Source organism: Veillonellales bacterium (genome assembly GCA_039680175.1).
In the GTDB taxonomy this organism is placed as follows: Bacteria; Bacillota; Negativicutes; order JAAYSF01; family JAAYSF01; genus JBDKTO01.
In genome coordinates this window covers 40,918-54,302 of the sequence record JBDKTO010000111.1, presented here as the reverse complement: position 1 = coordinate 54,302, position 13,385 = coordinate 40,918, and the positions used below count along the sequence as shown (strand labels likewise).

The following is a 13,385-nucleotide window of genomic DNA, read 5'->3' as shown; positions in this document are numbered from 1 at the left end:
AACTGGCCGATTATAACACGGCTGCCTATCGTGATGGTAAAAAATCAGTCATTGGCCTGGATCAATTCGGGCTGACGTACACGCGGGACCATATGGTTTATAAAATCGGCCGTCAGGATGCGACGGTTGGGACTACCGCACTTTTATACAGCCGGTCGGACTCCAATGTTGGCAAGCATTATTTTGTGGATGGGATTTCCGCTTCCGGCAAGATTGGCGCGATGGATATTTCGGCGCTGCTTGCCCAGGAGGATAATGCGGGTCCCGATAACAATAGAATATACGCCATTCGGACCGGCTACAGCCCCAGAGATGATTTCAATTTCGGCCTTACCCTGGGCCGTTATCATTATGACGGCGGCGAAAATACCAATCACTGGGCGGTCGATGGAACCCGCAGTTTCGGCAAGCATAGTCTGACGGCCGAATATGCAAAATCAAACAGTTCAAATGAAAATAAAGCCTATGCAGCCACCTGGAACTATAATTGTGATGCGAAAACGGCTTTGTATATTACCGGATTCCGGGTAGAGACCAACGGGGATATGGGGCAGCAAAGTGATTTTGACAATGATAACCGAGGTGTCTATTATGGGGTGACCCATCAATTCAGTGATGCCGATGGAGTCGAGCTGACGTATAAGCAGCAAAAGACGATTAGCGGCGGACAGGATAACACAAAGTTTGAAGCAACTTTCACCCATTCTTTTTAGCCGGGAACTCTCAGAGCGTGTTTATTTTAGCTGAGACTGTAATCTATGAATCGTAGGCTTTGTGCTTGTCCCTCAGCAGAACCATTATCTAACAGTAACGAAAGGCTGGTATTTTAAAATAGCAGTAATTTCAATACGTCCTTTCGCGGGCAGCTGCTATTTTCTCGCGGTGTGCTAAATACCATTTAAGAAACGGGGGCAGGAGAAAAAGGATGAACAACAGCCGGAACAGTTGGTAAGCGGTAATTGTGGAAATATCGGCATGGACGAAGTTTGCGGTAATCCCCATTTCAGCCATACCGCCCGGGGCGGTGCTGAGAAAGGAAGTAATCAGGGGAATGTTGTGCCAGGAAGTCAGCAGCCAGCCGATGGCTAAGGAGAAGAAAACTACGCTGATGCCGCCGGCCAGAGCGTAGAACAGCAGCTGTTTCCAATTCGCCAGGCTGGTGGGCTGAATGGTGGAGCCCATATAGGTTCCGACGGCAATTTGGGCGATCGTGATCAATAGGGGGGGAATATCAGGCGGCTCCATGCCGGACAAGACCAGGGCAGCGGTACCCAGTACCGGCCCTACCAGATAAGGTGTCGGAAAATGAATCCGGGCGGCGACCAGGGCGCTGATAATGGTAACAGGAATAAATAACAGGGAGCTGTGGACAGCGGCGGTACCAACTGCCGGGGCTGCTGCGCTATTGCCGCCGGCCAGACCGTGAATGGCCAAAAAAGGAACAATAAATACGACTGACAACAAACGGATGGTCTGCATGAAGGTTACAATGGTTGCATCGGTATCGGCAATTTCTTCACTTAGAAGCACCATCTGCATGAGTCCGCCGGGGGTACTTCCCAGCAAACTGCTGGCTAAGCTGATGTCGGTGCGTCGGTAAGTGATGTAGCCAGTTACCATGGTGAACAGAATGGTGGCGATGGTTGCAAACAGCATGGAGGGCAATTGACGACCGATAGACAGGCAGGTTTCCATGGTAAAGGAAGCACCCATCATGCAGCCTAAAACGATGAGACCGGTATTGCGGTATAGTACCGGCCAATAGATCGGCCGTTTCATCAACGACATCCAAAGGACGACTGTAACCAGAGGGCCCAGTGTCCAAGGAATCGGAGTGTTCAGCAGACAAAAGGCAAAACCGCCGGCAACAGCGACAAGAATTGTTTCCAATAATGTATAAAACATGAGTCACCTCGGAGTTATTACAGCAGATTTTTGTTTTGAAATAATTTGCGCAGGAAGCTAAGCGGCATATTGCCTGATTCCAGATAAACTTTATGGAACAGCCGGTCTGTTTCCAGCGAGGACAGTCTACCGGCCTGGGCTGCTGTCAGCTCTTTTTTTAATTGCCATACCAGATGGTTGCCGACAAGGTAACAAAGGGGATACCCTCGTTCCTGGGAGTACCAGTTCAGCTCGGCCTGGGTGCGGCCGGGGGTGAAGCCGGTGACTGCTTGCAACAGCCGGCCGGCATTGACGAAGGGGTCGTTGGAGGAAAAATCAACGGGGATGTCCACATCCAAATAATGTTTGTCGCCGGTCATAAAATAAAGGTCGATTGCTGTCCGGGCGCCAATACGGCTGATATCCCGCTTGCCGGTAAAACGGGCTTCGTCGGTCAAATCGCCCATATACCCCCTATCCAGCATATAATCTTCCAGCATGGTTGTCCAGCCTTCCGAATGCTCCTGGGCATCAAAGTGCCGGCGGATGACGGAAGGATGGCTGCAGGCAGTGGCAAGCTGCAGGTGGTGGCCGGGAATGCCTTCATGGATCATCATACAAGGGATGGCCAGTTCTGTATGATCATCCAGCAGTTCTTCGCTGAGAGTCAGATATATCAGGCTGGTTTTGACGCCTGGCCGAAAGGGGGGCGGCGAAACCATGGCTCCGGAAGGAATGGATGGTGTCATGAAAGCCGGTGTTCGCAGAATGAGCATATCCTGTTCGGAGAAAAGGGGAAATAGGTTTTGTTTTTCAATAAAGGATTGTATTTTGTTCCGTTCCTGCTGGTAGCGGGGCAGCAGGCTGTCCAGGGAGCCGTTTTTTAGGATAAACCGGTATTTGTGATTTAAAAAAGCCTGGAGTTCTTCCACCGTAATAGTATCCGGCAGATTATACTTAGCGGCCAGTTTGCGGCGGAGAGTTTCAATTTCCCGGGTGGTGGCAGCAAGAAAATTTTTTGCCAATCGGTGCAGCTCGTCCAGAGATAAATCGATGCCCTTTAGAGCGATGAGGCGGGCGGCCTGATCCGGCCCGATGGAGAACTGAACCGTAGTCGTCATAGTTTGCAGTTTGGCGGTATAATCAGCCAAGGCGGTTTCGGCTTTTTTTCGGGCGCTTTTTAGCCGGACTATCCCGGGGTACTGTTCTCGCTTTGCCCAGGTACATAAGCTGGCAAAAAAAGCCGGCAGTTCGGCTGTCTTTGCCACGTCCATATCCACCCAGCGCTGTACCGGCGTATCCAGACGGCCCAGCAAGGCAGCCAAAAAAGCAGGAACTTTTTCCAGCCGGGCGGTAATGTTATCTAAGCGACTTTGTGCCGGCCGGGGATCGTTAATAAACAGGTAGAACAAGCCATTGCTGATATCGTCGCCGGCGGTGGGCATTTGTTCCAACTGGGTTTTGCCGTTAAAGCGATAAGTAAGGCGGAAAAGTTCAGATTTCAAAGCCAAAATTCCCAGATCCAAATCCAATTGCCGGTCAAAGGATAAATGATCCCGGGAGAAGTTCTGAAAGCCGGACAGGAGCCGGCCGCCGTTGGTAACCCGGCGGCTGATAGCCGCCAAGGACGGGTCGGGTAAGTCATCCAGATGCCTGGTTACGCCCAGACGGATGCAATCGTTGGCGTCCTGGGTAAAATAGTCGTGAAAAGACTGAATGAGCTGCTGGTATGTTTCCATAAGAATCTCCTTGCTAAATGATTTTTTGAGTAAAAAGCTGTAAATGAATGACTTCATTTACAGCTTTTCTGCGTGATCGACAGTTCTCGTGCCAGGCGCATCCGCTTCTCCGTCAATCCGTGTCGGATTTCTTTTCTACTGAGGCCAGGGCAACGACTTTATCATTTTCGCCGGTTTTCATCAGCTTGACTCCCTGAGTATTGCGGCTGATTACTGAGATTTCATTGATATCAATCCGGATCACGATGCCGTCAATGGTAATCAGCATCAGTTCCTGACCGGTTCGCACCACTTTGATGCCAACGACTTCACCGGTTTTTTCAGTTACTTTCGTATTGATAATGCCCTTGCCGCCTCGGGCCTGATTCCGGTATTCTACTACCGGAGTGCGTTTGCCGTATCCTTCGGCGGTAACGGTCAGTACTTCGCCGTCTTTCTTGATCGTATCCATACCGACGACCCGGTCGTCTTTATGCAGCCGGATGCCGCGAACGCCATGAGCCGTCCGGCCCATATTCCGGACATCGGTTTCCGGGAAGGAAATGGCCAGCCCGTCCTTAGTGCCGATGATAATATGCTGTTCGCCGTTGGTTAACTTTACGTCGATGAGCTCATCATCGTCATCCAGATTAATGGCGATTAGGCCGCCTTTACGGACAGTGTCAAAATCAAGCAGGTCGCTTTTCTTGACAATACCTTTTTGAGTTGCCATAAATAAATAGCGGCTGCCGGAGAATTCTTTTACCGGAATGACGGCCGTTACTTTTTCTTTGTTCTCCAGGGCCAGAATATTGACGATGGAAGTACCTTTGGAAGTGCGGCTGGCTTCGGGAATTTCGTAGCCTTTCAGGCGGAATACCCGGCCCCGGCTGGTAAAGAACAGAATGTTATGATGGGTAGTGGTTATAAAAAGGTGTTCGACAAAGTCTTCTTCTTTAGTGCCCATCCCGGAGACGCCCCGGCCGCCCCGGCGCTGGTTACGGTAGGTGTCTACCGGCAAGCGTTTGATATAGCCGCCATGGGTCAGGGTAATGGCAATATCTTCTTCGGCAATCAAATCTTCGATTTCCAGTTTGGACACGTCACTGGTAATAACGGTGCGGCGTGGGTCGCCAAAGCGTTTTTTTACTTCCAGCAGTTCTTCTTTAATCAGGTTCAGTACTTTATGTTCATCTGCCAGTACGGATTCCAGCCATTCAATGGTTTCCAGTACGTCCTTGTATTCATTCTCGATTTTTTCCCGCTCCAGGCCGGTTAAACGCTGCAGACGCAGGTCCAGGATGGCCTGGGCTTGTTTTTCACTGAGGTTGAATCCGTCCATTAAAGCGGTGCGGGCGATATCCACGGTTTTAGATTGGCGAATCGTCGTAATGACAGCGTCCAGATGATCCAAAGCAATTTTCAAGCCCTCTAAGATATGGGCTCTGGCTTTGGCTTTGGCCAGTTCAAACTGAGTCCGGCGGATAATCACATCTTTTTGATGTTCCAGGTAATAATAGAGCACTTCATGCAGGTTCAGCACCCGGGGACGGCCGTTCACCAGGGCCAGCATGATAATGCCGAAGGTCTCCTGGAGCTGGGTATGCTTGTACAACTGATTGAGGACTACGTCAGGATTCACATCCCGCCGCAGTTCGATGACAATGCGCATGCCATTGCGGTCGCTTTCATCCCGCAAGTCGGTAATGCCGTCGATGGCTTTTTCCCGAACCAGTTCGGCAGTTTTTTCAATCAGCCGGGCTTTATTGACCTGATAAGGGATTTCCGTGACTAAAATGCGGTGCTTGCCGTTGGCCATTTTTTCAATTCGGGCCTGGGCGCGCATTTTGACAACGCCCCGTCCGGTGGTATAAGCCTGGTGGATGCCTTCACGGCCTAAAATCAGACCGCCGGTGGGGAAATCAGGCCCCTTGATGGCCATCATCAGTTCTTTGATCGTTACTTCCGGATTATCAATCATGAGAATTAGTCCGTCCACGACTTCGCATAAGTTGTGGGGCGGAATATTAGTGGCCATACCCACAGCGATACCGGCGGAACCGTTAACCAGCAGATTGGGAATCTTAGCCGGCAGTACGGTCGGTTCTTTTAGGGATTCATCATAGTTGGGAGCGAAATCCACTGTGTCTTTTTCAATATCGGACAGCATGGTTTCCGCAATTCGGGACATACGGACTTCTGTATATCGCATGGCTGCCGCGGAATCGCCATCAACCGAACCGAAGTTGCCGTGACCGTCTACCAGCAGATAGCGGGTGGAAAAATCCTGAGCCATTCGGACAGTGGCGTCATAAACCGAACTGTCGCCGTGGGGGTGGTATTTACCTAAAACTTCACCGACGATACGGGCCGATTTTTTATACGGCTTCGTCGGGGTCATGCCTGCTTCATGCATTGCATACAGGATGCGCCGGTGAACCGGTTTCAAACCGTCCCGCACATCCGGCAGGGCTCGCATGACGATAACGCTCATGGCATAATCGATATAGGAGTTCTTCATTTCTTCTTCAATTTTTACCGGTACTACCTTGCCTAAACCAAAATCCACATTCTCACCTCAAAAGCTGACTTATAGCTAAGTTTGTTGTTTAGTGGAAATCAAATTGCTAACTTCCAATTATATCATATAATTTCCCTGTTGGTACAAAAAAATCCTGCATTTTTCCTTGAGTTTCTTTAGAAGAAACATTTTGCCAGTCACTGCCGGGGACGCCGGTTCAGGGTAACCAATTCGTGTTCAGTGCCATATAGTAACGTGAAAGCGAAGAAAGGTTGTGTGCAGGGGGCTGACAGGAAATGAATTTGTTTTATGTACTGCTGCTGGGGTTCGCAGTCAGTATTGACGGCTTCGTTGCCGGTGCGGCATATGGGCTGCGGAATATCCGTATGCCGCTTTGTTCCTTAAGCACAGTAGGGATGGTCACCGTTATTTGTACGGGGACCGCCATGACGGCTGCTTATGTTTTGGGACAGTTTGTCGACTCCAGGCTGGCGATTGACGCCGGGGCGCTTCTATTAATGGCCATTGGTTTGTTCAGCTTATTTCAGGAATATGTGACAAAAGGGGTTGGCTGTTACAAGGCGGAAGGCGAAGTTACGGCCCGGAAGCTGACGTTTCATGTTGGCCGCATTGTGATCAACATTATGTCCCGGCCGGAATCGGCGGATGTGGATCAATCCCAAAGAATTAGTCCCCTGGAAGCTGTTTTTCTGGGACTGGCGCTGGGCATAGACAATATGGTGGCTGTTTTTGCGGCCGCATTAATGGAACAACTGCCTGTTTATACGCCGCTATTGATGGGACTTGTGCAAATTATTTTTATTGCCGGCGGCTTTTACGCCTCCAGCCATTTTTTCCCGGCAGCGGTCAAGCGGCGGGTCCCTTATTTGCCCGGCATTCTTCTTATTTTGCTGGGATTTATCCGGTTAGTATAATTGTTCCCAGGGGATATTTGGACTTTAATCCCGGGAGAATATACGCTATACTGGTAATGGTTTGCTGACGGCAGTTGGCGTAAGAAAATATTCGACGGAGGTTATACAGTCATGGGACATAAAATTCTTGTGATTAATCCGGGGTCAACGTCGACCAAAATCGGTATTTATGAGGATACGACCGAAAGGCTGAGCCAGCATTTGAGTCATAGTGCAGCGGAAGTCGCCGGCTTTGCCTGCATAATGGATCAATTGGAGTATCGTTTGGGAAAAATCAATGAATTTTTGGTGGCTCATGCAGTAAATCTTCAGGAGCTTGCCGCCGTTGTCGGCAGAGGCGGCTTAACGCGGCCGGTAACCAGCGGTACATACCGGGTAAATGAGGCAATGCTGGCTGATTTGAAAAGCGCCCGTTACAGTGCCCATGCCTGTAATTTGGGGGCGATTTTGGCGGAAAAGATCGCCCGGGAGGCAGGCTGTCCCAGTTTTATCGTGGATCCGGGAGTTGTGGACGAATTGGAACCGGTGGCGCGGATCAGCGGCAGTCCGAAATGGGAACGGATCGTGATTTGGCACGCTTTAAACCAGAAAGCAGTTGCCAGAAGGTTCGCTAAAAAAGTAGGTCGGACCTACGAAGATATGAATTTAATTGTTGTCCATTTAGGCGGCGGTATCTCCGTCGGCTGTCATAAAAAAGGACGGGCGGTGGAAGTCAATAATGCTTTAAACGGGGAAGGCCCTTTTTCGCCGGAACGGGTCGGTACGGTACAGTCCGGCAAGTTTGCGGCGGCTATCCAGGGCTTAACGCTGGCGGAAGTGGAGAAAATGCTGGCCGGCAAGGGCGGACTAGTGGCTCATCTGGGTACAAATGATGCCCGGGAAGTGGAAAGGCGGATTCAGACAGGCGATCGTAAGGCCGAACTTATTTATCAGGCGATGATTTATCAAATCGCTAAAAGTATTGCCGCAGCCGCTGTGCCGGTTTATGGCAAAGTGGATGCGATCATTCTTACCGGCGGGATTGCCTACTCCCAGTACCTGACGTCAAGAGTGAAAGAATATGTTTCCTTTATTGCTCCGGTGGAAGTTATTCCCGGTGAGGATGAATTGCGAGCCTTGGCCGAAGGCGCCTGCCGGGTGCTGAACGGCGAAGAAACGGCAAAAGAATATTAAAAAGCAGTGAAATCAGAAAAGCGATCCCACGAGGGACGCTTTTTTTTACAAAAAAAACCATGACGGCAGGATTCGACAATATATCGGCAGGGAAATGGCGGCGAATTGTGAAACAATACTACAAACAAAGAAAAGGGGACCGGACTGGGACTGGCGGTATGTTATTGGATTGTCAACCGGCATCAGGCAACAGTTATAATTGTTATCAGGCGGAAGGGACAACGTTTTGTCGTCCGCGTTAGCGACAAAATGGCAGTGAAGGGGGTAAAAATGGTGACAAGGGAGGGGGTGACCAGGGCTGTTCGGCTGCTGCTTCCCCGGACGTTAAGCCGGCGGCTTTGGGTCTGGGGAATTTTATTGATGGTGGTTCCCAGTCTGTTGATTCTGACTGCATTTTCCCTGGGACAAGTCAAAGCCGAACGCAGTCGGATCATGGTTCAGATGGAACAGCAATTGGCAATGCAGCAGCAAATTCTGCAGGCCTTGGTCAACCGGCATTCGGCTCAGATCCGCAGTATAGCTCAATCTTATGACACCAGAACTTATGATGCGGCGGCAATGAAGCAGAATTTCCGGGCCGCGTTGGAAAACGAGCAGCAGTTTCATAATATTTGTTATGTCAATCGCAACGGTATTGTGACAGTGGATACAAGATATCCATCGGGGCTGGATATTCATGATCGGGAATTTGTCAAGACGGCGCAAATGGGATCGGATCACATCACTGACTTGACCATTTCCCGGGCCAGCGACATGCCGCGGATGGTTTTTTCATCTCCGGTCTATAATTCAGCCGGTGAGTTTAACGGAGTAATAGTAGGTACTGTGGATATGGGAATGCTCAGCAGCATTGTCAATCAATTTCCCTTGCACGAAACCTGCAAGAGCTATCTGGTACATCGGCTGGGATCCCGGTTGATTAAAACGGAACCCAGCGGAAAAATCGGTGAATCCGGTCAGCCGGAATATTTTAAAATCAGCGAAACAGTTCACAGCGTAGGGATTGACAACGTTTTGGAAGGGAAAAGCGGGGTGGCGACCTATATCAATGACCGGGGGCTGAAGGTAATCGGTGCGTACCGTTGGCTGGAGGATCTAAATTGGGGGCTGGTTTGCGAGATTGAGGAACAGCAAGCCTTGCTTCCGGGCATAGTCGGTCTGCTGAAGATGGCGCTATGCTTATCGGCGGTATTCCTTTTAGCGCTGCCGTTGTCTTTAATGATGGTAAAGAGTATCAACCAGCCAATCGCTTCTCTGCTGTATGCTTCGGAGCAGCTAAAGACCAGGAAGTATAACTACCGTATTTCTGAAAGAGAAATTTCGGCTGCTTCATTGGAGTTCGAACAGCTATTCCGGACCTTAAACCAAGCGGCATCAGCCCTGCAGAATAATCAAGAAAGGCTAAAAACGATAATTAAAGCGCGGACCAGCGAATTGCAGCAAGAGATTAACGTTCGGAAAAAAGCGGAAGCGGCTCTGCGTCAGCATGAGCAGGAACTGACTACCCTGCTGGAAAACACGCCGGATATTATTTCCCGGTTTGATCGCAGCCTGCGCTTTGTCTATGTCAATCCGGCGATTTATGTTCAAACCGGCATTTCTCATACCCGTTTTATCGGTAAAACCAGCCGTGAGATTGGACTGACGGAAAGTTATTGTGCGTATTGGGAAAAAAATTTGCAGGCAATATTCGAAACGGGAGAGCCCAAGGAACTGATTTTTGAATATAATACGCCCCGGGGCCAGCGAACGTATAATTCACGGGTGGTGCCTGAGTTTGCAGGGGATGGTTCGATTCAGACATTGCTGCGGATTACCCGGGACATTACCGAGCGCCGGCAAATGGAAAAGGAAATGGCTCGGTTTGACCGGCTGGATTTGGTCGGAGAGATGGCTGCTAGTATCGGGCATGAAGTTCGTAATCCCATGACCACTGTACGGGGATTTTTACAAATGCTGGGACGCAAAAATAAAGATTCCCGGCAAGCCGAGTATTTTAATCTGATGATTAGTGAGTTGGATCGGGCTAACTCCATCATTAGCGAGTTTTTGTCCCTGGCAAAAAATAAGGCGGTCAATTTGCAGGAAATGAACTTGGATAAGGTGGTGAGAGCGCTTCATCCCCTCATTAAAGCCGACGCCATGCTTAAGGATAAGAATGTAGCGGTTGATTTGGCGTCATTGCCGGCTATTTTAGCGGATGAGAAGGAAATCCGCCAGCTAATTCTTAATCTGGCCCGCAATGGGCTGGAAGCGATGATGGAACATGGTACGCTGACAATTAAAACTTTTGCCGAAAAAAACGATGTGGTGTTGGCGGTGCAGGATGAAGGGCCGGGAATACCGGCCGAGGTGGTGGATAAACTGGGGACGCCTTTCTTTACGACGAAGGAGCAGGGAACCGGTTTGGGACTGGCGGTCTGCTACAGTATCGCCAACCGGCATGGCGCCACGATCGAATTGGATACGGGGCCGGAAGGGACTACCTTTTACATACGGTTTCCCGTCTATAAATTGCAAAGCTCGCCTGCGTAGACAGGCGAACTTTTTTGTAAGGCTGAGGACCGAGAGCGCCAGCGCCAGCACCAGTGCCAAGCGCCAAGCGCCAAGTGTCAAGTGCTATGCGCCATGAGCCGTGAGCTATGCCCCCTGCACCCTGCGCTGCTTCCCCCTACCCGTCCAGCACCAGCACCAGTTTGTCTTCATTGCAGGTGATTACTTTATCTTTTTCATGCAGCTTGGTTTTCAGTTCGACTTTGTTTCCCCATAGTTCCGCAACGGATTTCAGTGTTTCTTTGGCGTAGGTTAATTCCAGTTCCCGGCCGTCAAAGACATGTTCCAGGATCAGCGTGCCCTTTTCTACGGCAATGGGATGAATCAGGGGAATGGCCGCCAGTCCGGTGCTGTTAATGAGTTCGTTTCGTATATGCTGCCAGCCGGCTTCATCGGCGATATCGGTGACAATGATATCGCCGCCCCGGACGGTAAATGAAAATAAATGCAATATTTCGCACAGTTCCTGATTGAAATAGCGTCGCAGAAAAGACTGGTCTCGTTCCTGGGCCCGGATTTCTCTGATCTTGGCTGCTCCGTCCGGCTGGCGAGCTAGGTATTCGAATAGCTTAAAGCCGATAAAGTAAGGGTTGATGCGTCCTTCGTGTGGTCTGACAACCAAGTTGTGCCGCTGGAGGAATTCCAAATGCAGGGAGGGGGGCAGGCTGAGTTCATTGAGCAGCCGGTAGTGCCAGTAGCTGGCCCAGCCTTCGTTCATAATTTTGGTTTCGATTTGGGGGATAAAATAGCTGGTTTCTTCCCGGACGATATTCACCAGATCCTGTTCCCAGCCGGTGAGGGTGCCGCGTTCCGCCAAGAAACCCAGCAAATCGGTCTTCAGTCGCTCCGGGATGGGATCGGCGGCTTCTTTCGCCAGTTGTTTGCGGTCGGCGGGATGCTGTCGGAGCTGCCGGTCGGTTTGAAACCGCAGGGCATGGGCGGCGTCCAGGACTCGTTCCACTTTTTCCGGGCCGATAAAAGGATCATGCAGGTATTCCCGTACCCGGTTAGCGTGGACTTTAAACAGTTCTACCGTTAATTCCGCGCGGGTGGCGGTTTGAAACAGCCGGTTATTTTTAAAAAAATCATTGTGGCCATACACATGGGCCATCGTTAAGATTTGCAGGGCCAGGGTGTTGTCCTGCATGAGATAAGCGAGGCAGGGATCGGAATTGATGACCATTTCATAGGGCAGACCTACCAGGTTGTATTGATAGAAAGTTTTTTGCCGCTCATAAGTTTTGCCGAAGCTCCAATGGGGGTAATGGGAAGGCATGCCGGCATAGGCTTCATAGCACAGCATATCTTCATAGCTGCAGATTTCAAAATGCTGTTCATAACAGTTCAGTCCGGCTTGCCCGACCAATTCTTCTATCCGGCTGTTCCAGAGTTCCAGGTCTTTGAGGTCATAACCGTTCATGAACTGTCACCTCCGGTTATGATTTGTTTATCCAGGATGGTTTTAAATGATGGCCAGATATCTTCTTTTTTGCTGATTACGGCAATGGCAAAGTGGGGAGATGTGACAGAGTGTTCAAAATCCCGCCGGATAGTGGTGTTCCATTGTTGATTGCAGGCAATTTCACCGTAGCCGAACAGGTTGGATACATCACATAGCTTCTGTGCCAGTTCAATCGCTTTGGCGTTGTCTTCGCTCCAATTGTCGCCGTCAGAGCAATGAAAGGCGTAGATATTCCAAATATTCGGATTGTAGCGCCGGTCGATGATCTCGAGAGCTTTAGCGTAACCGCTGCTGATGGCGGTACCGCCAACTTCACTGTGATGAAAAAATTCCCATTGGGGGACTTCTTTGGCTTCGGTGGTATGGGCGATGAACACCACATCAACGTGTTCATACCGCCAGCGGACAAATTGGTACAAGAGAAAGTAAAAGCTGCGAGCCAGATATTTTTTGGTTTCATCCATTGAGCCGGAGGTATCCATAATGCAGATAACGACGGCATTGGCGTGGCGATGAGTCACATCTTTGACCCGGTGGTAGCGGAGATCCTCTTCCCGAAAAGGAATGCGATCCGGCAGATCGGTGCCGCATTCTTCCGGCTGATTTCGTTTCAGGCTTTGTTCCCGCTTTAGCTTTTCCACTACGGTACGTTTTTTTGCCAGACGGGGCGGAATGCTTTTTCGCTGGTAGCCTAAATGCTTAAACCGGTGTATGGTTTCAATCAGGCCGTATTTTTTCTGATCCATATCCGGTAAGTTCAGTTCTTCAAATAAGTAAGAAACGATTTCATCCATGGTGATTTCCGTTTCATACATGTCCTCCCCGGGCTGGCTGCCGGCCTGGCCTTGGCCATCCTGGGGCTGGCCGCTTACTCTGCCGACAATTTGGCCTTTTTTTTCTTTGCCGGTGCCGGCAGTGGCGCCATCGCTGTTTTGACCGTAAATAAACTGGTACTCTTTGATACCCCGGATTGGAATTTTGAATGTTTTATCCTTACTTTGGCCGATGATATCTTCCTGGGAGATGAGATCGCCGATATTGTCCTTAATGGCGTCCTGTAGTAACCGGCGGTGCCGCTTGCGATCCCATTGGGATCGGTCGGAGCGGCTCGCTCCGTTGTCTTTTAAAACAGCCATATG

Annotated in this window: 9 protein-coding genes; 4 read left to right on the top strand and 5 right to left on the bottom strand. The window is 50.2% G+C overall.

The window, feature by feature from the left end; all coding sequences use genetic code 11:
- Positions 1–713 (top strand): hypothetical protein (locus ABFC84_17675; GenBank protein MEN6414571.1); only part of this gene is annotated, 713 nt, incomplete at its 5' end.
- A 130-nt stretch (positions 714–843) separates the two neighbouring features.
- Here ABFC84_17675 and ABFC84_17670 read toward each other — a convergent pair.
- From ABFC84_17670 to gyrA, 3 genes are all read right to left on the bottom strand, one after another.
- Complete coding sequence (locus ABFC84_17670; GenBank protein MEN6414570.1) at positions 844–1,905, bottom strand: AbrB family transcriptional regulator; 1,062 nt, start codon at positions 1,903–1,905, stop codon at positions 844–846.
- A 17-nt stretch (positions 1,906–1,922) separates the two neighbouring features.
- A complete protein-coding gene (locus ABFC84_17665; protein MEN6414569.1) occupies positions 1,923–3,623 on the bottom strand; it encodes a DUF885 family protein in 1,701 nt (566 codons plus the stop codon).
- 112 nt (positions 3,624–3,735) lie between these two features.
- Positions 3,736–6,171 carry a DNA gyrase subunit A gene (gyrA, locus tag ABFC84_17660; protein ID MEN6414568.1) on the bottom strand — a complete coding sequence of 812 codons (2,436 nt, stop codon included), beginning with the start codon at positions 6,169–6,171 and terminating at the stop codon, positions 3,736–3,738.
- A 248-nt stretch (positions 6,172–6,419) separates the two neighbouring features.
- On the opposite strand from gyrA, the gene ABFC84_17655 reads away from it, so the two are divergent.
- From ABFC84_17655 to ABFC84_17645, 3 genes are all read left to right on the top strand, one after another.
- Positions 6,420–7,058 carry a manganese efflux pump gene (locus tag ABFC84_17655; protein ID MEN6414567.1) on the top strand — a complete coding sequence of 213 codons (639 nt, stop codon included), beginning with the start codon at positions 6,420–6,422 and terminating at the stop codon, positions 7,056–7,058.
- Positions 7,059–7,169: 111 nt separating this feature from the next.
- Positions 7,170–8,231, top strand: a complete 1,062-nt coding sequence (buk, locus tag ABFC84_17650) for a butyrate kinase (protein ID MEN6414566.1) — start codon at positions 7,170–7,172, stop codon at positions 8,229–8,231.
- 270 nt (positions 8,232–8,501) lie between these two features.
- A complete protein-coding gene (locus tag ABFC84_17645; protein ID MEN6414565.1) occupies positions 8,502–10,766 on the top strand; it encodes an ATP-binding protein in 2,265 nt (754 codons plus the stop codon).
- A gap of 136 nt (positions 10,767–10,902) precedes the next feature.
- Here ABFC84_17645 and ABFC84_17640 read toward each other — a convergent pair whose 3' ends face one another.
- Together ABFC84_17640 and ABFC84_17635 are read right to left on the bottom strand one after the other, a co-directional pair.
- Positions 10,903–12,204, bottom strand: a complete 1,302-nt coding sequence (locus ABFC84_17640; GenBank protein MEN6414564.1) for a SpoVR family protein — start codon at positions 12,202–12,204, stop codon at positions 10,903–10,905.
- Positions 12,201–13,382, bottom strand: a complete 1,182-nt coding sequence (locus ABFC84_17635; GenBank protein MEN6414563.1) for a YeaH/YhbH family protein — start codon at positions 13,380–13,382, stop codon at positions 12,201–12,203. Before ABFC84_17635 ends, ABFC84_17640 begins: the two co-directional genes overlap by 4 nt.
- Between the last annotated feature and the right edge of the window lie 3 nt (positions 13,383–13,385).

Coding starts and splice junctions, on each gene's coding strand:
- ABFC84_17640 (MEN6414564.1), bottom strand. CDS start 12,204: ATGAACGGTTATGACCTCAAAGACCTGGAACTCTGGAACAGCCGGATA.
- ABFC84_17655 (MEN6414567.1), top strand. CDS start 6,420: ATGAATTTGTTTTATGTACTGCTGCTGGGGTTCGCAGTCAGTATTGAC.
- ABFC84_17670 (MEN6414570.1), bottom strand. CDS start 1,905: ATGTTTTATACATTATTGGAAACAATTCTTGTCGCTGTTGCCGGCGGT.
- ABFC84_17645 (MEN6414565.1), top strand. CDS start 8,502: ATGGTGACAAGGGAGGGGGTGACCAGGGCTGTTCGGCTGCTGCTTCCC.
- ABFC84_17665 (MEN6414569.1), bottom strand. CDS start 3,623: ATGGAAACATACCAGCAGCTCATTCAGTCTTTTCACGACTATTTTACC.
- buk (MEN6414566.1), top strand. CDS start 7,170: ATGGGACATAAAATTCTTGTGATTAATCCGGGGTCAACGTCGACCAAA.
- ABFC84_17635 (MEN6414563.1), bottom strand. CDS start 13,382: ATGGCTGTTTTAAAAGACAACGGAGCGAGCCGCTCCGACCGATCCCAA.